This window comes from Modestobacter sp. VKM Ac-2979 (assembly GCF_026967995.1).
Classification (GTDB): Bacteria; Actinomycetota; Actinomycetes; order Mycobacteriales; family Geodermatophilaceae; genus Modestobacter.
The window spans coordinates 182,200-202,604 of sequence record NZ_JAPVBO010000008.1 but is presented as its reverse complement, the minus strand read 5'-3'; the positions used below and the strand labels follow the sequence as shown (position 1 = coordinate 202,604).

The following is a 20,405-nucleotide window of genomic DNA, read 5'->3' as shown; positions in this document are numbered from 1 at the left end:
TCAGCGGACGGCGAGCAGCACCCGGTCGTCGTGGTCCTGCCAGATGGTGCCCACCTCGGTGAAGCCGGCCTCGGCCAGCGCGGCCTCGTGCATCCGCAGCCCGGTGAGCCGGGTGCCGGGCGCGTGGTCGTCCGGGCCGCGCTCGGCGGCGTTCCGCCGCTCCCGCTCGGCGACGGCGCCGGTCAGCTCGGGGGCGGCCAGCGCGGCGGCCCACCAGGCGTCCCAGTCCGGCACACCGTCGGCGCCGAAGGCCTGCTCGGCCCGGCGTCGCTCGGCCGCCTCGGACAGCCGGGTCAGCACCGCCTGGCCCGGCTCGTAGGCCATGTTGTCCGCGTTGGCCAGCACGCCACCGGCCGGCAGCAGCGCGGCGACCCGCCGGTAGGTGGCGGCCAGCTGCGCGGCCGACAGCCAGTGCAGCGCGGTGGAGCTGACCACGGCGTCCACCTCGGTCACCGGCAGCCGTAGCGGCCAGGCCGGGTCGCGGAGGTCGGCGTCGACCCACGTCAGCCGCCCGTCGGCGTCGCCCAGCGCCGCGGCGCCGACGGCGACCAGCACCGGGTCCATGTCGACGGCGACCACGCGGGCGGCCGGGAAGCGCTCCAGCACCCGGGCACCGAAGGACCCCGGGCCGCAGGCCAGGTCGAGCACGGTGCCGCCGGCGGCGAGCCGGTCGCCGATGAGCTCCTGGAGCGCGTCCAGCGCGGCGGTGAACCGCTCCTCGCGGTGCCGCAGGTAGCCGCTCTGCTGGCGGTCCCAGTCGTGCAGCAGCCGGCGCCAGTCGGTGGTGGTGAGCTGATCGGTCACGGGTGGATCTCCTCCAGGGATGGGGGTGCTGCGACGTCCCGGTCGGGGCGCGCAGGGTCAGGGGTGGTGCGTCCGGGGGGTTCCTGGCGGAGCCGCGCGAGGACGGCCGGCGTGGCCCCGTGGTCGACGACCGCACCGTGGTGCAGCACGAGCAGCTCGTCGGTGAGCGCCGCGACTGCGGCCAGGTCGTGGGAGATGACGACGAGGGCGACGCCCTCGGCCCGCACGGAGCGGAGCAGCTCGAGCACCCCGGCACGGACGACGGCGTCCAGCGAGCTGACCGGCTCGTCCAGGACGATCAGGTCGGGCGCGGCGGCGAGCGCGCGGGCGATCACCACCCGCTGCTGCTGGCCACCGGAGAGCTGCCAGGGCCGCCGACCGGCGAGCCCGGCGGCCAACCCGACCCGGGTGAGCAGCTCCGGGGCACCACCGGGCGGAGCCGGGCGGCCGAGCCGGCGGGCCAGCAGCAGGGCCTCCTGCAGCGCCGCGCCGACCGGCTGGCGCGGGTCGAGTGCAGTGGCCGGGTCCTGGAAGACCAGCTGGGCGTGGCCGGTACCCGCGACCGGGGGCGACCCGGCGAGCTCGACGGTGCCCGCGGTCGGCTGGTGCAGCCCGGTGAGCACCCGGGCGAGGGTGGTCTTCCCGCTGCCGGACTCCCCCACCACGCCCAGCCCGCCACCGCGCGGCAGCGTGAACGACACCCCGGCCAGCGCAGGCCGGGGCGCCGTCCGGCCCCACCGCCCGGCGGGGTACCGCACGCCGACGTCCCGGACCCGGAGCAACGGTGCACCCACGCGGGCAGGAGCAGGAGCAGCGGCCGGGGCGGCGGCGGCGCGCAACGCCCGGGTGACCGGGTGCGCGGGTGCGCCGAGCACCCGGGCCACCGGCCCGGACTCCACCACCTGCCCGGCGTCGAGCACGGTGACGGCGTCGGCGCGCTCGGCCACCAGCCCGAGGTCGTGGCTGATGAGCAGGACGGCGGCGCCCCGCTCGGCCCGGGCCCGGGCCAGCAGCGCCAGCACCTGTCCGGCGGTGGCGGCGTCCAGCGCGCTGGTCGGTTCGTCGGCGACGAGCAGCTCCGGCCCACCGGCGAGCGCGGCGGCGACCAGCACCCGCTGGCGCATCCCGCCGGACAGCTCGGCCGGCCGGGCGCGCAGCACCCGGTCGACGTCGGGCAGGCCGGCCCAGACCAGCAGTTCGCGGGCGACTGCGGCGGCCGCCCGCCGGTCGAGCCCGCGGTGCAGCCGGGCGGCCTCGGCCACCTGGGGCCCGATCCGGCGCAGCGGGTCCAGCGCGGTGCCGACGTCCTGGGGCACCAGCGCCACCCGGGCGCCGCGCACCCGCCGCAGGTCGCGCTCGGCGGCACCGACCAGCTCCTGCCCGGCCATGCGCACGGAGCCACCGGCGACCGCGCCGGCCGCCTCGGGCAGCAGGCCGAGCAGGGCCGCGGCGGTCAGCGACTTGCCCGAGCCGCTGGCGCCGACCAGCGCCACCACCTCGCCCCGGCCGACGTCGAGGTCCACGCCGTCGACCACCCGGCGGCGCCCGTCCGGCCCGGACAGCTCCACGGTGAGCCCGCGCACCGCCAGCAGCACACCGGTGGGACTGCCGGCGGGCGCGGGGCGAGCACGGTGCCCGGGGGTCCGCACGGCCGGCCGGCCGTGCGTGGTCCAGGCCTGCGCATGCCGGGCCAGCACCAGCACGAGCAGGACCAGCAGCGCGAGCATCAGCATGGGCAGCAGGAACAGCCGCGGGTCGGTGGCCAGGTGGGGCCGGGCCTCGACGATCATCGACCCCCACTCCGGGGTCGGGGGCGGACACCCAGCCCCAGGAAGCTCAGCGTCGAGACAGCGAGCACCAGGCCGGCGACGTCCGTGCCGGCCACCACCAGCACCGGTCCGGCGACCGCCGGCAGCAGGTGCCGCGCCAGCACCCGGCCGGGCCGGGCACCGAGCAGGGTCAGCGCCTGGACGACCGGGGCGTGCCGGCGCAGCAGCACCTCCATCCGCACCAGCCGGGCGTACGCCGCCCAGCCGCCGGCGGCCAACGCGAGCACCAGTCCCTCGGCACCGCCGCCGAGCACGCCGGCGAGCACCACCCCGACCAGCAGCGCCGGCACGGCGACGACGACGTCGCTGGCCCGCAGCACCAGCGAGTCCACCCAACCGCCGCGCCAGCCGGCGAGCAGCCCCAGCGCCAGGCCCAGCGGCAGCGAGCTCGCCACGGTCAGCAGCACGATGCCCAACGAGGTGCGGCCGGCGACCAGCAGCCGGGTCAGCTCGTCGCGGCCGAGGTGGTCGGTGCCCAGCCAGTGCGCGGCCGAGGGGCCGGCCCGGACGACGGTGAGGTCGGTGGCGGTCGCGGACCACGGGCTGAGCAGCGGTCCGATCAGCACGGCGAGCACCATGAGCCCGAGCACCCCGAGGGCGGCGCGGGCCGTCGCCGTCACGTGCGCACCCCGGCCCGGGCGTCGACGAGCGCGGCCAGCGACCCGGCGAGGCCGCGGGCGGAGACCGCACCGACCGCGATCAGCAGCACGGCGGCCTGCAGCGGGTACCAGTCGCGGAACTGCAGCGCCCGCACCAGGTAGTCGCCCAGTCCCGGCCAGCCGAAGGCGGTCTCGGCGACCAGGGTGGCGGCCAGCGCGGTGCCCACCACGTCCCCGACGACCACCAGCAGCGGGGCGGCCGCGTTCGGCAGCGCGGTGGCCAGCAGCACCCGGGCCGGGGACAGCCCGCGCGCGCGGGCGGTGGTCACGAACGGCTCGCGCAGCGTGCTGCGCAGCCGGGCCTCGGTGACCTGGGCGAGCACGGCGGCCAGCGGCAGGCCGATCACCGCCGCCGGCAGCACCAGCGACGGCCAGCCGGCGATGCCCTGGGTCGGCAGCAGCCGCCACTGCAGCGCGAACAGCAGCACGCCGAGCTGGGCGAGGGCGAAGGCCGGCACGGACAGCAGGGCGAGCGAGCCCAGTCGGATCGGCAGCCGGACCACCCGGCGCCGGGTCAGCGCGGCCGCTCCCCCGGCGGTCAGCCCGAGCAGCACGGCGACGACCGCACCGGCCGTGGCCAGGGTGACCGTCGGGCCGAGCCGGGCGGCCACCTCACCGGCGACGTCCTGGCCGGTGCGCGCCGAGGCGCCCAGCTCACCGGTGACCAGGCCGCCGAGCCCGTGCAGGTACCGGACGGGGGCGGGCAGGTCCAGCCCGAGCTCGGCGCGCACCCGGGCCACCGCCTCGGCGGTGACCACCCCGTCGCGGGCGAAGACGATCGCGGTGGCGGCGTCCCCGGCCGCCAGCGAGAGCAGCCCGAAGGTCAGCAGCGACACGACGAGCAGGACGGCGACGCCCTCCCCGGCGCGGCGGCCGGCCGCCCGGCCGGACGCAGGTGGCCAGCACCGCGGCCAGCTGGTGCCGCAGGGTGCCCAGTGACCGCGCTCCGTCGACGGCCGGCCGCCGCGACCCAGGAGCCCCGCACCGGTCAGCCGGAGACGGTGACGTCGCTGAGCGGCAGGTCGTACTCGGTCGCGCCGAGCTCGAACCCCTCGACGGTGTCGCGCACCGCCCACTGCCGGGGCAGCTGCACCAGCGGCACCGCGGCGGTCTGCTCCGCCAGCGTCGTCCAGATCGCGTCGAAGGCCGCCTGCCGGCTCTCCTCGTCCGGCGCGGCCAGCGCGGCCGGGACCTGCGCGTCGAGCTCGGACGAGGCGAACAGGTGCCCTTCCTGCGCGCTGCGGAAGTTGGCCGTCAGCGTGCTGTAGGGGTCGTAGGGCGCCCCGTAGGTCGAGTAGAAGCGCAGGTCGAAGTCCCGGGCGGAGACGGTGGTGCCGTAGGCGGTGCTGTCCAGCGGGGTGATGGTCACCCCGATGCCCACCTCGCCCAGCTGGTCGGCGACGGCCTGGCTCAGCGACGTCGCCTGCGGCAGCAGCCCGGGGTCGAGGACGAGGTCCAGCTCCAGCGGGACGCCGTCCTTGCTGCGCACCCCGTCCCCGGTCCACCCGGCCTGCTCCAGCAGCTCCCCGGCGGCGGCCGGGTCCGCGGCGACGGCCGGCTCGGGCTCGGGGCCGTAGGGCACGTTGGCCGGGAAGACGGTGGTGGCCGCGGTGGCGCGCCCCTCGAACAGGCCCTCGGCGATGCCCGGGCGGTCCACGGCGAGGTCCATCGCCCGCCGGACCGCCGGGTCGGCGAGGGCCGGGTTGCCGGTGTCGGCGTTGACGGTGAGCAGCAGGTTGGTCGTGGAATCGGTCGTGAGCACCTCCACCCCGTCGGTCTGCTCCAGCGCCGCGGCCTCCTCCAGCGCGAGCGGGGCGGTGTACTCCCCGCCGATCACGTCGACCTCGCCGGCCTGCAGTGCGGCCACCCGGGCGGCGGCGTCCGGGATGACCGCGAACTCGACCCGGTCCAGCGTGGGGGTGCCGCCCCACCAGTCGTCGTTGCGCACCAGCACGATCTGCTGCTCGTCCAGCGACTCGACCTGGTACGGCCCGGTGCCCACCGGCTCGCCGGCGGCGGCCGGACTGGTGAACCGCACCGGCCTGGTGAGGGCCAGCTCGTTGAGCGCGGAGTGGTAGGGCTGGCTGAGCCGCCAGGTGATCGTGCCGGCGTCGGTGGCCTCGATCGACTCGGTCACGCCGGTCAGCCCGAGGAAGCTGTTGTCCGGGTCCTCGACCCAGCGCAGCAGGTCGGTGCGGGCCACCTCGGCGTCGAACGGCGTGCCGTCGGTGAAGGTGACGCCCTCGCGGAGGCCGAAGGTCATCGTCAGCCCGTCGTCGCCGACCTCGAAGGACTCGGCCAGCGCGGGGGCGAACCCGCCGTCGGCGGTGTACCGCACCAGCGGCTCGAAGACCTGGTCCAGCACGGTGAAGGAGGAGGTCGTGTAGTCCTGCACGGACAGCGACGCCTCCGGGTCGGCCAGCGCGATGCGGAGCACCTGCTCCCCCGGTGTGTCCGCGGCGGCGCCGTCGTCGGACAGGCCGCACGCGGACAGTGCGAGCACGAGTGCCCCGGCGGCGAGGGTGGCCAGGGGGCGGGACGCGGACATGGGAGTGCCTTCTCTCCGGGGGTGGTGCGGGGGGACGGTCCTGGTCACGGTGGTCAGCGACCCGCGCCCGGGTGAGGCAGCAGGTCCATCTCGTTGCCGCGGGCCATCAGCGCTCGGCCTTCCGGGCGTCACGGCGCCGCTCGGCCCGGTTGCGCCGGTCGATCGCCGCCACGCCGGGCACGCCCGGGAGCGGGTCGGGCCCGGTGGTGCAGCTGGTCGACGAACAGCAGTCGGACATGGGGCCTCCTCGGTTCGGGGCTCCGCGTCGGAGCCGGACGCCACCGTAGACGACAACGATTGTCATCTTCACGTTAGGGTGGCGGGGTGACCTCGCCCCGGACCCCGCTCGTCCTGATCACCGGCCTGCACCCCGGCCTCACCGCGCTGGCGGCGCACGACCTGCTCACCTCGTCGGTCGGCACCCTGCTGGTGCAGCACGACCTCCGCCGGGTCGGCGAGGGCGTCGTGCTGCGGACGACGAGCGACCACCGGCCCACCGGGGTGGTCGAGCACACGACCGCCGTCGAGCTCGCCCACGGCTGCCTCTCCTGCACGCTGCAGCTGGACCTGCTGCCGCTGCTGCGCACCCTGGCCCGCCGGGACGACGTCGCCCGGATCGTGCTGCAGCTGGACCCCGCGCTGGAGAGCGACCACCTGTGCTGGGCCCTGCGGGAGGTGGAGCTCGACGACGAGCCCGCCGGCCGGTCGGCGACCGCAGCGGACCACGTCGAGGTCGTCGACGTCCTCGCCGTGGTCGACGCGGAGCGCTGGCTGGACGCCGCCACCGGCGAGGAGACGCTGGCCGACCGCGGGCTGGCGGCCACGCCCGACGACGACCGCACCCTCGCGCAGGTGGCGGTGGACCAGGTCGCCGGCGCGGACGCCGTGCTGCTCGTCGGCGAGGCGGCCGACCCGTGGTCCGCGGTCCGGCTCACCGCCGTCCTGGACCGGCTGGTGCCCGCGGTGCCGCGCGCCCGCTTCCGTCCCGGCCGCGCCGCGGCGCTGCTCACCGGGGCCGCTCGCCCGGGCCGCCGGGCCCGGCCGCGCTCCCCGCACGACCCGCTGCTGACCGGCCAGCCACCGCTGCAGGAGGACGCCGGCGTCCAGCTGGTCCGGTTCTCCGCCGGCCGCCCGTTCCACCCCGGACGGCTGCACGCCGCGATCGACGTCCTGCTGGAGGGCGTGGTCTGCAGCCGCGGCCGGTTCTGGCTGGCCAGCCAGCACGACCGGGCGCTCTGGCTGGAGTCCGCCGGTGGCGGGTTGCGCGTCGGGGACGCCGGGCCGTGGCTGGCCACGATCGGCGACGACCCGGAGCTGTGGGCGCAGGTGGCCCCGCAGCGAGCGGCCGCCGCGGCCCTGCGCTGGGACCCGCTGCACGGCGACCGGGACGTCGAGCTCGTCGTCCTCACCCACCGGCAGCCGGCGGAGGCCGTCACCGCCGCGCTGTCCGCCGCCCTGCTCACCGACGGCGAACTGGCCGCCGGTCCCGCGACCTGGACGGCGTTCGACGACCCGTTCGGCGAGTGGCACTCCGACCCCTGCGAGGCAGCCGGCCCCGCCGACGACCCCCAGCGCGACAACGACCTGCACACCGCCGACCGAGAGGACCGATCCTGATGAGAGCCGGCATCCACCCCGAGTACCGCACCGTGGTCTTCCGGGACACCGCCAGCGGCGCCACCTACCGGACCCGCTCCACGATCCGCACCGACCAGACGATCGAGCTGGACGGCGAGACGCTGCCGATGGTCACCGTGGAGATCAGCGCCGCGTCGCACCCGTTCTGGACCGGCAACCAGCGGGTGCTGGACACCGCCGGCCGGGTCGAGCGGTTCCACCAGCGGTACGGCGCCGTCGCCCGGCCGGCACGGAAGCGGGGCTGAGGCGTGGCCGTCGCCGACCGGGGCCTGCTGCTGTGAGCCACCGCCCGGTCCCGGGTGGGGACGCCGGCGGGCCGCTGGTCGCGCTGTGCGTGGGGCACCGCTGCGCGGCACTGCGCCGGCTGGCCGGCACGGCGGACGGCGTGGAGCAGGTGGCCGAGGCCGTGCGGCACACCACCGGCGCGGTGCTGGTGACCGCGGACTGCCTGGGCCGCTGCGACCGCGCGGCCCTCGCCGGGCTGGCCCACCGCTCCCCGGGGACCGGCCGGCCGGGCCCGGCGCTCTGGGTGTCGGAGGTGCAGACCCCCGAGCGGACCGCCGGCCTGGTCGCCTGGGTCAGCGCGGGCGGTCCGGGGGTCGCGGGCACGGCCACCGAGCTGCCCGAGTGCCTGCGGGCCGCGGTGGCCGGGATCGGCCCGCCACTACGGCCGGCGTGACGTGGCGGGGCAGGGACGACGTCCCTGCCCCGCCGCTGGTCACTCGTTCGCCGAGCCGGCCGAGTCCCCGGCGCGCTGCTCGCTGCTCGGGGCACCGACCCAGACGGTCTTGGCGTTCATGAACTCGCGCATGCCCAGCTCGGTGAGCTCCCGGCCGTAGCCGCTCTGCTTCACCCCGCCGAAGGGCAGCTCCGGGTAGCTGGTGGTCATCCCGTTGACGAAGGCCATCCCCGACTCGATGTCCCGGACGAACTGCGCCCGCTCGTCCTCGTCCTCGCTCCACAGGTTCGAGCCGAGCCCGTAGGGGTGGCTGTTGGCGATCTCGATCGCCTCGTCGAGGGAGTCGACGGTCCACAGCGCCGCGACCGGCCCGAACACCTCCTCGGCGTAGAGGTCCATCCCCGGGGTGACGCCGGTGAGCAGCGTGGGCTCGTAGAACCAGCCCGGCCGGTCCACCCGCGTGCCGCCGACCACGACGGTCGCGCCCTTCGCCCGGGCGTCCTCGACGTAGGCCTCCACGTCGGCCAGCCCGGACTCGGTGGCCAGCGGCCCGACGTCGGTGCCCTCGTCCATCGGGTCGCCGACGGTCAGCGCGGCGATCTTCTCCGCGAAGACCCGGGTGAACTCCTCGGCGACGTCGCGGTGCACGAAGAACCGCTTCGCCGAGATGCAGCTCTGCCCGTTGTTCTGGTTGCGACTGGTGACCGCCACCCCTGCCGCGGCCTCGAGGTCGGCCGAGGGCATCACGATGAACGGGTCGGAGCCACCCAGCTCCAGCACCGTGGGCTTGAGCGCGTCCCCGGCGATCGAGGCGACCGACTGGCCGGCCGGCGCGCTGCCGGTCAGCGTCGCGGCGACCACCCGGTCGTCCCGGATGACCCGCTCGATGGTGCCGGAACCGATCAGCAGGGTCTGGAAGACGTCGTCCGGGAAGCCGGCCCTGCGGAACAGCTCCTCCAGGTACAGCGCGGTCTGCGGCACGTTGCTGGCGTGCTTGAGCAGGCCGACGTTGCCGGCCATCAGCGCCGGGGCGGCGAACCGCATCGCCTGCCAGAGCGGGAAGTTCCACGGCATGACCGCCAGCACCACGCCCAGTGGCTGGTGGGTGACGTAGGCCTGCCGGGCACCCACGGCGTCGGCGTCCAGCCGCTGGGGCTCGAGCATCGCCGGGCCGTGGTCGGCGTAGTACCGCAGCGCCTTGGCGCACTTGCCCACCTCGGCCTTCGCCGAGGACAGCGTCTTGCCCATCTCGGTGGTCATCAGCTCGGCGACCGCGTCGGTGTCGGCGTCCAGCACGTCGGCCGCCGCCCGCAGCCAGCGCACCCGGTCCTCGACCGGGGTGCGCCGGTAGCTGCGGTACGCCGCGGCCGCGCGACCGATCTTGTCCTCCAGCGCCTCGTCGGAGAGCGGCTCGTAGGTCTTCAGCGTCTCGCCGGTGGTGGGGTTGATGGTGGCGATGGCCATGGGGGCTCCCGTCGTCGTCCGTGTCGCGGGTCGGTGCCGGACGGCGGCGCTCCCCGTGGGCGCTCGGGCGGTCCGGCGCGGCTCGCCTGCCCCGTGCACCTGCCCCGTGCTCCCGGAGGGGAAACGGCAGGACGTGGGACGCCGGGAGTTCACGTGGGCACCGCCGACTGGTCGCCCAGTGCAACGACAGTGCCCCCATGCCGCTTGATGCCCCCCTGTCCCGCCGCACCGTGCTGAAGGGCGGGGCCGTCACGGCCGCCGCCCTGACCTTCGGTGGACTCACCAGCGAGGCCGCCCGCGCGGCCGTGGCCGAGACCGCCCGTTCCGGCGTCTTCGGCTTCGGCGTCGCCAGCGGTGACCCCACGGCCACCGAGCTGCTGCTCTGGACCCGGGTGACGCCCACCCCCGAGTCCCTGCCCGGCAGCCGCCGCGGGCCGGCCGTCCCGGTCCGCTGGGAGGTCGCCGCCGACGAGGCGTTCACCCGCATCGTGCGCAGCGGGAACGTCGTCGCCGACGTCAGCCGCGACCACACCGTCAAGGTCGTGGTGAACCGGCTGACCCCCTACACCCGCTACTTCTACCGGTTCACCTGCGCAGGCGAGACCTCCCCGGTCGGCCGTACCCAGACCGCACCGGACGAGCCCGGCCGGACCCACGCGCTGCGCATGGCGTTCGTCTCCTGCAGCAACTGGACCGGCGGGTACTTCACCGCCTACCGCGGGATCGCCGCCCGCGACGACCTGGACTTCGTCCTGCACCTGGGCGACTACCTGTACGAGTACGGCAACGCCCCGCGGGTGGCGGGCGTGGCCGGCTCCGGCGACCGGTACGGGCCCAACGCGCTGATCGGCATCCGGGACCACGAGCCGGTCCACGAGATGGTCACGCTGGAGGACTACCGGATCCGGCACGCGCTCTACAAGACCGACCCGGACCTGCAGCGGGCCCACCAGCAGCACCCGTGGATCGTCATCTTCGACGACCACGAGATCACCAACGACGCCTACGACTTCGGCGCGGAGAACCACGAGCGGGACGACGACCCGGCCACCCCCTACACCGAGCCGGGCAAGCCCGACGGCATCAAGCCCGAGGGCGACTTCCTGTTCCGCCGGGCCAAGGCGTTCCAGGCCTACCTGGAGTGGATGCCGATCCGCGAGCCCGCGATGTGGCAGCCGCACGCCAGCAAGGGCCGGCAGTTCTTCCGCCGCTTCAGCTTCGGTGACCTGGCCGAGCTGTCGGTGATCGACACCCGGCAGAACCGCAGCGAACAGGTGCCGGGGACCGTCGACGGCGAGCTCAACCCGGCGCTGACCGACCCGCGCCGGCACCTGCCCGAGCCGCCGCAGCTGGACTGGCTGACGAAGGGCATCCGCACCGGGCGCACCGACTGGCACCTGGTGGGCAACCAGACGGTGTTCGCCCGGGTGTTCGCCGTCCCCCGGCCCGGCACGGTGCCCGGCTCGGTCTTCAACACCGACCAGTGGGACGGCTACCAGGCCGACCAGCGCGCGGTGCTGGAGGCGATGGCCGCCGCGGAGCGCACCGACCCGGTGGTGCTGACCGGGGACATCCACTCCTCCTGGGCCAACGACCTGCCCACCGACTTCGCCGACTACTCCGGCGACGGCAACTCCGTCGGCGTGGAGTTCGTCTGCCCGTCGGTGACCAGCAACGGGTTCAAGGAGGCCGTCGGCTCCGCGGCCGCCGCGACCGCCACCACCGCCGCGTTCCAGGCCGCCAACCCGTGGGTGCGCTACCTGGAGGGCATCGGCCACGGCTTCGTCGTCCTGGACGTGACCCCGCAGCGGGTGCAGGCGGACTTCTGGTTCATCCGCAGCAACGGCGACAAGGGCCTGGCCGTCGACCCGCGGCTGGACCCGCAGGCGACGGTCGGCTACGAGACCTCCTTCGCCACGGTCAAGGGCTCGCACAAGGTCAGCGGCCCGACGGCCGAGCTGGGGCCGCGGTCGGACTCCCCCCGGACGGTCTGACCTCTGCAGGCACGGCTGCGGGTCCGGGTGCGCCCGGGCCCGCAGCCGGGCCTTCCGCCCTCCCCGGGCAGGACCATGGTCACGCCCGTAGCGTCCAGCGCGCGGGCCGGACAGGCCCGGGACGACGAGGTCGGAGGACGATGGACACCGGTCGCATCCGCAACGCAGCACTGGCCCGCAAGGTGGTGCCGGCCGAGCAGGCCGCCGCGCTGATCCGGCCCGGGGACACGCTCGGCATGAGCGGGTTCACCGGCGCCGGGCACCCCAAGGCCGTGCCCGAGCTGCTGGCCCAGCGGATCACCGCGGCGCACGCCGCGGGCGAGCCCTTCCAGGTCGACCTGTGGACCGGGGCCTCCACCGCCCCCGAGCTGGACGGCGCGCTCGCCGCCGCCGACGGCATCGGGCTGCGCTTGCCCTACCAGTCCGACCCGGTGGCCCGGCAGAAGATCAACGCCGGCGAGATCGACTACGTCGACGTCCACCTCTCCCACGTCGCCCAGCTGGCCTGGGAGGGCTTCCTCGGCCCGCTGGACGTCGCCGTCGTCGAGGTCAGCGGGATCACCGAGGACGGGCAGCTGGTCCCCTCCTCCTCGGTCGGGAACAACAAGACCTGGCTGGACCTCGCCGAGCGGGTGGTGCTGGAGGTCAACAGCTGGCAGCCGGCCGGGCTGGACGGCATGCACGACGTCTACTACGGGACGGCGCTGCCACCGAACCGCCGCCCGGTGCAGCTGACCCGGCCCGGCGACCGGATCGGGGTGCCGCACCTGCGGGTCGACCCGGACAAGGTCGTCGCCGTCGTCGAGACCCACTCCCCGGACCGGAACACCCCGTTCAGCGAGCCCGACGACACCGCCCGGGCCATCGCCGGGCACCTGATCGAGTACCTGGAGCACCAGGTCAGGCTGGGCCGGCTGCCGGCCGAGCTGCTGCCGCTGCAGTCCGGCGTCGGGAACGTGGCCAACGCCGTCCTGTCCGGTCTGCAGGAGTCGCGGTTCGAGCAGCTGACCGCCTACACCGAGGTCATCCAGGACGGCATGCTCGACCTGCTGCGCTCGGGCACGCTCGCCTCGACCTCGGCGACGGCGTTCTCCCTGAGCCCCACCGCGATCGCCGACTTCAACGCGCACGTGGCCGAGTTCCGGGACCGGATCGTGCTGCGGCCGCAGGAGATCAGCAACCACCCGGAGATCGTCCGCCGGCTGGGGGTGCTGGCGATGAACGGCATGATCGAGGCCGACCTGTACGGCAACGTGAACTCCACCCACCTGATGGGCAGCCGCATCCAGAACGGGATCGGCGGCTCGGGCGACTTCGCCCGCAACGCCTACGTCTCCTTCTTCCTCACCCCGTCCACGGCCAAGGGCGGGGCGATCTCCGCGATCGTGCCGATGGTGTCCCACGTCGACCACACCGAGCACGACGTGTCGGTGATCGTCACCGAGCACGGGCTGGCCGACCTGCGGGGCCTGCCGCCGCGCAAGCGGGCGCAGCTGGTCATCGACCACTGCGCTGCTCCGGAGTACCGGCCGCTGCTCACCGACTACTACCAGCGCGCCGAGCGCGGGGCGTACGGCCGGCACACCCCGCACCTGCTCGCCGAGGCGCTCAGCTGGCACACCCGCTACCTGGAGACCGGCAGCATGCTGCCCGGCTGACGCCTCAGCCGCTGGGTCACGAACGCTTGGCGTCCAGGCGCTGCAGCAGGTCGTCGGCGGCCTTCTCGATCTCCGGGTGGTCGTTCTGGCTGGCCCGCTGCTTGGCGTGGATCAGCGCCGCCCGGTTGACCTTGGCGAAGTCGCCGTAGGGGAACCGGTAGCGGCCCTTGGTGCCCTCGCCCTTGTCCGGGTCGACCGCCAGGTGCCACTGCGCGTAGCCCTCCTGGCCCTCGTCCTCCCGCTCCTCGTTCTCCTCGTCGGTCGACGGTGCGGCGTCGGACCACTCGGTCTGGTCGTCGTACTCCCCGGCGTCGATCAGCTCCCGGGCGTGCGCGACCCCGGCCTCGTTCACGTCGTAGTCAGGCATGCGGTCCCCCTACCCACAGCGCCCGAGCGAACCCCGCCCGCCCGGCCGGTGTCCACCGGTAGCGCGGCGCGCTCGACAGCGGACGACGTCGAGCGGGCTGATGGCGGTCTCCCTGGGCGGGTGACCGCCACCGGCCCGATCTCGGTGGCGTTCCTCAGCCCTGCGGCATGGTGATCACCGGCTTGACGACGGCGCCGCTGTAGGAGGCCTCCATCGCGTCGCTGATCCGCTCCAGCGGGAAGTACTCGACCAGCCGGTCGAACGGGAACCGTCCGGCGGCGTAGAGGTCCATCAGCGCACCGATCAGGCGCGGGCTGCGGTCGCTGCCGCCCAGCGTGCCGACGATCGACTTCCCCCACAGCGTGCTGATGTGGTCGACGCTGAACTCTGCCCCGGCCGGCGCGCCGCCGATCAGCAGGCAGGTGCCGCGCATGCCGACGGAGTCGACGGCCTGACGGATGACCGGGACCACCCCGGTGCACTCCAGGGCGAAGTCCGCCGGGCCACCGCAGATCTCGGTGACCGCCTGCACCGCATCGGTGTCCGAGGCGTCGACGACGTGGGTGGCGCCCAGCTCGGTGGCGAGCCGGAGCCGGGACTCGTGTCGGTCGACGGCGATGATCGTCGTCGCCGGGGTGTTGCGGGCGGCCATGACGGCGGCGAGCCCGACGGTGCCGGCGCCGTAGACGACCAGCGAGGCACCGGGCTGGGGGCGGGCGGTGTTGAACACCGCCCCGGCACCGGTGGCCAGTCCGCAGGCCAGCGGGCCCATCAGCTCGACCGGCAGCCCGGCCGGGATGGGCACCAGCGCGTTGGCGGTGGTGAGCGAGTGGGTGGCGAAGGAGGACTGGCCGAAGAAGTGGCTGGCCAGCGGGCTGCCCTCGGTGGTGCGCAGCGCGGACGGCCCGTCGAGCCGGTGCCCACCGATGACCAGCTCGCCCAGCCGCAGGCAGTAGCGCGGTTCGCCGTCCAGGCAGTTGCGGCACTGCCCGCACCACGGCCAGCCGATGACCACCGGCTGGCCCTCGCTGAGGCCGGTGACGCCCTCGCCCACCGCGGCGACGGTGCCGGCGCCCTCGTGACCGAGCACCCCGGGCAGCGGGAAGGGCATGTCGCCGTCGCGGGCGATGCCGTCGGTGTGGCAGAAGCCGGTCGCGGCGACCCGGACCAGCACCTCGCCCGGGCCGGGCTCGTCCAGTTCGACGTCCCGGACGACGAACGGCCCGTGCTGCTCCTCGACGACGGCGGCGGTGACCTTCATCTGCGCTCCTGCACCGGACCGGCCGGTGACGGCCGCGCCGGTGCGTCCGCGGACCATCACGCCGCGAACGTCCGTGCCCGGGCGTGCCCGCAGTCTGCCCGCCCCGCGTCGGCTCAGCTCAGCGGCGGGACGACCTTCCGCTCCGCCAGCTGCTCGAACAGCTCGACGAAGCGCTGTTCGGTGTCCAGGCAGTCGGCGAACCCCGCCTGCCGCAGCTTGATCGTCGAGCTGACGTTGTCGAAGCCGGAGGTGAAGATGAACTCCCCGAACTCCCAGCCCACCAGGTCCTCGTACGGCGTCGGGACGAGGTCGTGCCGCGCGGCCAGCCGCTCCCAGACGTCGCGCCGGTCGGCCATCGCCTCGGCGAGGGGCACCGGCTGCGGCTCGGCGTGCTCCATCCCGAACGCCCGGGCGAACGCCGGGAAGAGGTGGCGCCAGCGCAGCTGGTCGCCGTTGGTGACGTTGTAGACCTCGCCGTCCGCGGCCGGCTCGCCCCCGGCCCACACCGTGGCCCGGGCCAGCAGATCGGCGTCGGTCACCTGGTAGAGCGCGTCGTAGGCGGCCAGGCTCCCGGGGAACCGCAGCGGCTGCCCCAGCTCCCTGCTGATCGCGGCGTACACCGCGATCACCATCAGCAGGTTCATCGGGTTGCCGACGGCGTAGCCGATGACGCCCTCCGGCCGGAGGACGGTCACCCGGAAGCCCCGTTCGGCGGCGACCTCGCGGAGCAGGTCCTCCTGGTCGTAGTAGAAGTTCGGCTGGACGATCCGCGGGTCGCTCTCCTTGGCCGGGGTGTTGAAGAAGCCCATGTGCGCGCCGTAGGCCTTGCCACCCTGGTACAGCGTCACGTGCTCCAGCGGCGCCCCTGCCGCGGCGAGCCCGTCGAGGGTGTGCCGCAGCATGCCGACGTTGACCTCCGACAGCTCCCGCGCGGTCGGCCGCTCGGCGTACGCGCCGAACACCAGGTGCGAGACGTCGCCTGCCCCGGCCAACCCGGCACGGGCGCCCTCGACGTCGCGCAGGTCGACGGCCAGGTGTTCCCAGCCCGCACCACGCGGGGGACGGCGGCTGAGCCCGCGGACCCGCCAGCCCGGCTGCCGCGCGTACTCGGCCGCGGCGGCCGCGCCGATCACCCCACCCGCGCCGGTCACCAGCACGCTGCCCTGCTCCGTCATCCCGCTGCACCTCTCGTCGTCGGTCGTCCCCGGGCGTGCATGCCCGCCGGGGAGACCGCGAACCGGTCAGCGGCTGTGGCGCGCGACCAGTTCCGCGCCGATCCGGGCCAGCTCGGTCCGCACCTCGACCGGCTCGACCACCTCGACCGCCCCGCCGAGCCCGGCCAGCTGCTCAGCGACCGACCGGGCCGTGTGCGCCGCCACCCGGAGCGCGACCCGGCCGTCGGTCTGCTCCTCCCCGACCGCGCAGTGCCGGCCGAACAGCGCCTGCAGCACGGGCACCAGCCGGGCCGGCACGAGCACCGCAGCCGCGACCGCGGACCGGCGCCCCTCCACCTCCGCGACCACCTCCTCCCACACCGCCGCGAGCTCCAGCTGCGCCGGCCGCTGGGCGGGCTCGTCGGTCAGCTCCGCGGACACCACCCGGTCCGCCCGCAAGGTGCGCCGGCCCCGCGGGGTACCGGCGAGCAGGTACCAGACGTCGCCCTTGGCGACGAGGCCCCACGGGTCCACCACTCGCACGACCGTCACCCCGTCCCGGCCGGTGTACCCCAACCGGAGCCGCCGGCGTCGGACGACGGCCTGCTGCAGCAGCTCCACGACCGGCGGCCGCGAGTGGTCGGACCCTCCCCACCCGGCGCCGTCGACGACCACGGCCTCGGCCGCCGCCCGGGCGCCCTCCCGGAACGGTCCGGGCAGGGCGCGCACCAGCTTGCGCAGTGCGGCCCGGGCTGCCGGACCACCCTGCGCCGCCGGCCCGAGCAGCAGGAACAGCGCCGCCGCCTCGGCCTCGGTCAGCCCGGTGAGGTCGGTGCGGGCACCGCCGACCAGCGACCAGCCGCCGCCCCGGCCGGGCTGCGGGTAGACCGGGATGCCCGCCGCGGAGAGCGCCTCCAGGTCGCGGCGGGCGGTGGCCACGGACACCTCCAGCTCGGCGGCTAGCTGGGCGGCGGTCACCCGGCCGCGCGCCTGCAGCACCAGCAGCCCCGCCACCAACCGGTCCGCCCGCATGCCGGGGATGATGCCGCGCAAAGTGCTCAGGAGGTGAGCACTTCAGCGCGGATCGTGGTCCTCGTAGCCATCACCGGCGGCGCCCGCCGCCCGACGAGAGGACCCCGCGATGTTGCGAGAGCTGGCCACCGTCTCCTTCTACGCCGACGACCTGGCCGCGGCCGAGCGCTGGTACACCGAGCTGCTGGGCATCGAGCCCTACTACCGGGTGGCCGGCGGCTACCTGGAGTACCGAGTCGGGGAGAGCGAGGACGAGCTCGGCCTGATCGACGCCCGGTACCGGCCCGGCGGCGTTCCCCCGGCCCCGGCCGGCGCCGTCGTCTTCTGGGACGTCGACGACCTGCCGGCCGCCCTCGACCGGCTGGTGGCGCTGGGCGCGACCGTGCACGAGCCCGTGCGGGAGCACGGGGACGGCGAGGGGTTCGCCACCGCCTCCGTCGTCGACCCCTTCGGCAACGTGCTCGGCATCATGGTGAACCCGCACCACCGGGAACTGCGGGCCCGCCGGACGGCCGCCGCGACCGGCTGAACCGCGGAGGCGTCAGCCGAACAGCTCGCTGATCAACGACTTCTGCTTCCGCGGCTTGCCGTAGGACCCGTGCGAGGAGCCGTGCCCGGAGCTGTTGTTGCGCACCTGGCCGAGCACCTCGCTGACGACGGCGCCCAGCGACCCCGCCGACTGGCCCTGCGGGTGGGAGAACGGCTGCTGCGACGACGTCGGACGGGGCGGCTCAGCAGCCGGGGCGGGACGGGCGTGCCAGGCGTTCTCCGCGTCGACCAGGCGCTCCAGCTCACCGCGGTCCAGGAAGATCCCGCGGCAGTCGGTGCACTGGTCGACGTGGACGCCGTTGCGCTCGTAGGTGCGCATCGTCCCCTGACACTTCGGGCAGACCAGGTCCATGGCCGGGCAACGGCGCCCGCCGTCCGGGGGTTCCCGGCCGGTTCAGCGCTTGCCGCGCCGCTCGGCCGCGCGGGGGCGCGCCGCCTCGTCGCAGCGCTCCCGCGACCGGGTCTCGGAGAGGTAGTGCTGCACCGTCCCGAAGCTGGGCCGGGAGCCCCGGGCCGCGACGTCGTGGCGGGCCTCCCACTCGGCGATCACCTTCTCCGCCGGGGTCATGGTGAGCGGGTCGGGGTGCGGCCGGCGGGCACGGCCGGCCGAGCTGTCCATGGCTGCGTCGCTCATGGCTGGGTCCCTCCAGGAGGATGCGTGCCCCTCCATGGTCACCCCGTGGGGCGGGGTTGAGAAGGCCTGTGCGCGCGCCGTGCCAGGGTGTCCATCGTGACCATCGAGCGCACCGTCCGGCTGTCCTTCACCACCGGGGCCCGGGAGGCGGGCACCCACACCAACCTCTCCGCCGTCCGCAGTGACGGCCCGGTCCTCTGGGTGGCCGGTGACGAGACGGCGACGATCGAACGGCTGGTCGCCGACGACCCGCACGCCCCGGGGAGCTACGCCGACCAGACCAGCTGCCGGCTCGCCGACCTGGTCGACCTGCCGGGCGAGGACGACGACGAGGAGGCCGACATCGAGGGGATCGCCCGGTCCGGCGACTTCCTCTGGGCCGTCGGGTCGCACAGCCTGCGGCGCAAGCGGATCAAGGCCAAGCACGACGGGGACAAGGCGCTCCGCCGGCTCGCCCAGGTGACCGGGCAGGCCAACCGGCAGGTCCTGGTGCGGATCCCGGTCACCGACGTCGACGGCCTGCCCACACCGGTGCAGGAGACGACCGTGGCGGGCGGGACCCAGCGGGCCGCCGTCTTCGGCGCGTCCGGCCCGGACCTGCGCGACCTGCTCGCCGACGACGAGCACCTGGCACCCTTCCTCGCCATCCCGGGCAAGGACAACGGCCTGGACGTCGAGGGCATCGCGGTGGCCGGGGAGCGGGTGTACCTGGGCCTGCGCGGCCCCGTGCTGCGCGGCTGGGCGATGGTGCTCGAGCTCCGCCCCGCCGTCGACCCGGACGACCCCGGCCGGCTCGTGCTCGAGCCGTTCGAGGACGGGCGCCGCTACCGCAAGCACGTGCTCGACCTCGCCGGGCTCGGGGTCCGCGACCTCTGCCCGCACGGTGCCGACCTGCTCGTGCTCGCCGGCCCGACGATGGACCTGGACGGGCCGGTGCACGTGTTCCGCTGGCACGGGGCGCTGGACACCGACACGCCGCAGGTGGTCCGGGGCGACCTGCTCACCCGCGACCTCGACCTGCCCTTCGGCATCGGGGTGGACCACGCCGAGGGCATCGGCCTGCTGGACGACGACCCGGCCGGCCCGCAGCTGCTGGTCGTCTACGACAGCCCGGCCCCCGAGCGGCTGCACGAGCACGGGGTGACCGCCGACGTCGTCCGGCTGCCGCCGCCGGCCACCGCCGGCTGAGTCAGGCTCCTTGCCCGAGGGCGGCGATCGTCGCCCGTACCTCCGCGGCCGTGCCCGGCTCCACCGGCAGGTGCGGCAGCAGCGCGGGGAGCTCCTCCGGGAGCAGGCCCTCGGCCAGCAGCACGTCCAGCAGCCGGTCGGCGGCGGACACCGGGACGGGCCGCGGGAGCCCCGCGGTGCCGATCGCCGCCTCGGCCAGGAACAGTGCACCCGCCAGCTCGTCCGCCGCCGGCCCCACCTCCGGGACCTCGGCCGGCGCCGCCGCCCGGGTGACCGCCTCCGCCGCGCGCACCAGGGACAGCGGCAGGCCCTCCGCCTCCACCTCCACCAGCGGCACCGCCCCCAGCGCCGCCAGCACCAGGTGCTCGGCGTCAATCCGCAGCGGTGCCTCCCACTCCCCCACCCGCACCACCTCGACCAGGTCGCCGCCGTCCTCCCCGAGCTCGTCGAGCAGCTCGGCCCAGTCGGCGGGACGGGTCGCCCGGGCACGCTCGACCGCGGCGACGCAGGTGTCGAGCACGAACGGCTCGACGACCTCCCGGTCGAAGTGCTCGGCGTAGAGCGTGCCGTCGGCGGTGACCGCGTTCAGTGCGTCCTGGAAGCTGCCGGGCCGGGCGTCGCCCAGCTCGAGGCGGCCGTCCTCCTCCCCGCTGAGCGGCTGACCGGTCACCGCCCGGGCGCCGAGGGTGAGCCCGGTGGCGGTCACGCGGCCGCGGACGCGCAGGTGGTGGTCGTGGTCGGAGAGGCCGACCGACCAGGCGCAGGCCTCCGCGATCAGCGCACCGGTGCGCTCGCGGAGCAGCTCCCGGCAGAGCAGGGCCATCAGGTCCGGGCCGAAGTCGCTGTCGTACACGCCTCCACCATGCCCTCTCCCCGCCGTCGGGGGTGGGCCGGCGGCGCGGCGGGTGGCGACCTCCGCGTTGACCGAGCGGGGACCGGGCGACGGG

The 20,405-nt window shown here is 75.4% G+C and carries 21 protein-coding genes; 7 read left to right on the top strand and 14 right to left on the bottom strand.

Going from position 1 to position 20,405, the window contains the following annotated elements; all coding sequences use genetic code 11:
• The 6 genes from O2W15_RS22015 to O2W15_RS21990 form a co-directional block, all read right to left on the bottom strand.
• On the bottom strand, positions 1 to 804 hold the full coding sequence (locus O2W15_RS22015; protein ID WP_269180987.1) for a class I SAM-dependent methyltransferase: 804 nt from the start codon (positions 802 to 804) through the stop codon (positions 1 to 3).
• On the bottom strand, positions 801 to 2,594 hold the full coding sequence (locus O2W15_RS22010; RefSeq protein WP_269180986.1) for an ATP-binding cassette domain-containing protein: 1,794 nt from the start codon (positions 2,592 to 2,594) through the stop codon (positions 801 to 803). The genes O2W15_RS22015 and O2W15_RS22010 overlap by 4 nt, the downstream gene beginning before the upstream one ends.
• Positions 2,591 to 3,253, bottom strand: a complete 663-nt coding sequence (locus O2W15_RS22005) for an ABC transporter permease (RefSeq protein ID WP_269180985.1) — start codon at positions 3,251 to 3,253, stop codon at positions 2,591 to 2,593. The genes O2W15_RS22010 and O2W15_RS22005 overlap by 4 nt, the downstream gene beginning before the upstream one ends.
• The gene (locus O2W15_RS22000) at positions 3,250 to 4,368 is read right to left on the bottom strand and encodes an ABC transporter permease (protein ID WP_269180984.1); all 1,119 of its coding nucleotides are present in this window, start codon (positions 4,366 to 4,368) and stop codon (positions 3,250 to 3,252) included. The genes O2W15_RS22005 and O2W15_RS22000 overlap by 4 nt, the downstream gene beginning before the upstream one ends.
• Positions 4,281 to 5,840, bottom strand: coding sequence for an ABC transporter substrate-binding protein (locus O2W15_RS21995; RefSeq protein ID WP_269180983.1), 1,560 nt, complete (start codon positions 5,838 to 5,840; stop codon positions 4,281 to 4,283). Before O2W15_RS21995 ends, O2W15_RS22000 begins: the two co-directional genes overlap by 88 nt.
• A 106-nt stretch (positions 5,841 to 5,946) precedes the next feature.
• Positions 5,947 to 6,078, bottom strand: a complete 132-nt coding sequence (locus O2W15_RS21990) for a hypothetical protein (RefSeq protein ID WP_269180982.1) — start codon at positions 6,076 to 6,078, stop codon at positions 5,947 to 5,949.
• Positions 6,079 to 6,164: 86 nt separating this feature from the next.
• Between O2W15_RS21990 and mrf the strand changes: the two genes are divergently transcribed.
• The 3 genes from mrf to O2W15_RS21975 are packed head-to-tail and all read left to right on the top strand — an operon-like array spanning position 6,165 to position 8,157.
• A complete protein-coding gene (gene mrf / locus O2W15_RS21985) occupies positions 6,165 to 7,457 on the top strand; it encodes a ribosome hibernation factor-recruiting GTPase MRF (protein ID WP_269180981.1) in 1,293 nt (430 codons plus the stop codon).
• Positions 7,457 to 7,723 (top strand): type B 50S ribosomal protein L31, encoded by a 267-nt coding sequence (locus tag O2W15_RS21980; RefSeq protein ID WP_269180980.1) that lies wholly within the window; start codon positions 7,457 to 7,459, stop codon positions 7,721 to 7,723. The genes mrf and O2W15_RS21980 overlap by 1 nt, the downstream gene beginning before the upstream one ends.
• Positions 7,724 to 7,755: 32 nt before the next feature.
• On the top strand, positions 7,756 to 8,157 hold the full coding sequence (locus O2W15_RS21975) for a hypothetical protein (protein WP_269180979.1): 402 nt from the start codon (positions 7,756 to 7,758) through the stop codon (positions 8,155 to 8,157).
• Positions 8,158 to 8,196: 39 nt separating this feature from the next.
• Here O2W15_RS21975 and O2W15_RS21970 read toward each other — a convergent pair whose 3' ends face one another.
• The gene (locus tag O2W15_RS21970; RefSeq protein ID WP_269180978.1) at positions 8,197 to 9,621 is read right to left on the bottom strand and encodes an NADP-dependent succinic semialdehyde dehydrogenase; all 1,425 of its coding nucleotides are present in this window, start codon (positions 9,619 to 9,621) and stop codon (positions 8,197 to 8,199) included.
• 197 nt (positions 9,622 to 9,818) lie between these two features.
• Between O2W15_RS21970 and O2W15_RS21965 the strand changes: the two genes are divergently transcribed.
• A complete protein-coding gene (locus tag O2W15_RS21965) occupies positions 9,819 to 11,615 on the top strand; it encodes an alkaline phosphatase D family protein (RefSeq protein WP_269180977.1) in 1,797 nt (598 codons plus the stop codon).
• A 140-nt stretch (positions 11,616 to 11,755) separates the two neighbouring features.
• Complete coding sequence (locus tag O2W15_RS21960) at positions 11,756 to 13,273, top strand: acetyl-CoA hydrolase/transferase family protein (protein WP_269180976.1); 1,518 nt, start codon at positions 11,756 to 11,758, stop codon at positions 13,271 to 13,273.
• Between the two features lie 16 nt (positions 13,274 to 13,289).
• Here the strand turns inward: O2W15_RS21960 and O2W15_RS21955 are convergent, their stop codons facing one another.
• The 4 genes from O2W15_RS21955 to O2W15_RS21940 all read right to left on the bottom strand — a co-directional run bounded on the left by O2W15_RS21955 (position 13,290) and on the right by O2W15_RS21940 (position 17,087).
• The gene (locus tag O2W15_RS21955) at positions 13,290 to 13,640 is read right to left on the bottom strand and encodes a hypothetical protein (protein ID WP_269180975.1); all 351 of its coding nucleotides are present in this window, start codon (positions 13,638 to 13,640) and stop codon (positions 13,290 to 13,292) included.
• Between the two features lie 154 nt (positions 13,641 to 13,794).
• Positions 13,795 to 14,901, bottom strand: a complete 1,107-nt coding sequence (locus O2W15_RS21950; protein WP_269180974.1) for an NAD(P)-dependent alcohol dehydrogenase — start codon at positions 14,899 to 14,901, stop codon at positions 13,795 to 13,797.
• A gap of 113 nt (positions 14,902 to 15,014) precedes the next feature.
• A complete protein-coding gene (locus tag O2W15_RS21945) occupies positions 15,015 to 16,076 on the bottom strand; it encodes an SDR family oxidoreductase (RefSeq protein ID WP_269180973.1) in 1,062 nt (353 codons plus the stop codon).
• Positions 16,077 to 16,142: 66 nt separating this feature from the next.
• Positions 16,143 to 17,087, bottom strand: coding sequence for a helix-turn-helix transcriptional regulator (locus O2W15_RS21940; protein ID WP_269180972.1), 945 nt, complete (start codon positions 17,085 to 17,087; stop codon positions 16,143 to 16,145).
• A gap of 109 nt (positions 17,088 to 17,196) precedes the next feature.
• On the opposite strand from O2W15_RS21940, the gene O2W15_RS21935 reads away from it, so the two are divergent.
• Complete coding sequence (locus tag O2W15_RS21935; RefSeq protein ID WP_269180971.1) at positions 17,197 to 17,616, top strand: VOC family protein; 420 nt, start codon at positions 17,197 to 17,199, stop codon at positions 17,614 to 17,616.
• 12 nt (positions 17,617 to 17,628) lie between these two features.
• Here the strand turns inward: O2W15_RS21935 and O2W15_RS21930 are convergent, their stop codons facing one another.
• Both O2W15_RS21930 and O2W15_RS21925 read right to left on the bottom strand, forming a co-directional pair.
• The gene (locus O2W15_RS21930) at positions 17,629 to 17,988 is read right to left on the bottom strand and encodes a TFIIB-type zinc ribbon-containing protein (protein WP_269180970.1); all 360 of its coding nucleotides are present in this window, start codon (positions 17,986 to 17,988) and stop codon (positions 17,629 to 17,631) included.
• Positions 17,989 to 18,030: 42 nt separating this feature from the next.
• Positions 18,031 to 18,270 carry a hypothetical protein gene (locus O2W15_RS21925; RefSeq protein WP_269163443.1) on the bottom strand — a complete coding sequence of 80 codons (240 nt, stop codon included), beginning with the start codon at positions 18,268 to 18,270 and terminating at the stop codon, positions 18,031 to 18,033.
• Between the two features lie 96 nt (positions 18,271 to 18,366).
• Here O2W15_RS21925 and O2W15_RS21920 point away from each other — a divergent pair, with 96 nt between their 5' ends.
• Positions 18,367 to 19,458, top strand: coding sequence for a DUF3616 domain-containing protein (locus O2W15_RS21920; protein WP_269163444.1), 1,092 nt, complete (start codon positions 18,367 to 18,369; stop codon positions 19,456 to 19,458).
• A 1-nt stretch (position 19,459) separates the two neighbouring features.
• Here O2W15_RS21920 and O2W15_RS21915 read toward each other — a convergent pair whose 3' ends face one another.
• Complete coding sequence (locus tag O2W15_RS21915) at positions 19,460 to 20,311, bottom strand: hypothetical protein (RefSeq protein ID WP_269180969.1); 852 nt, start codon at positions 20,309 to 20,311, stop codon at positions 19,460 to 19,462.
• Positions 20,312 to 20,405 lie beyond the last annotated feature (94 nt).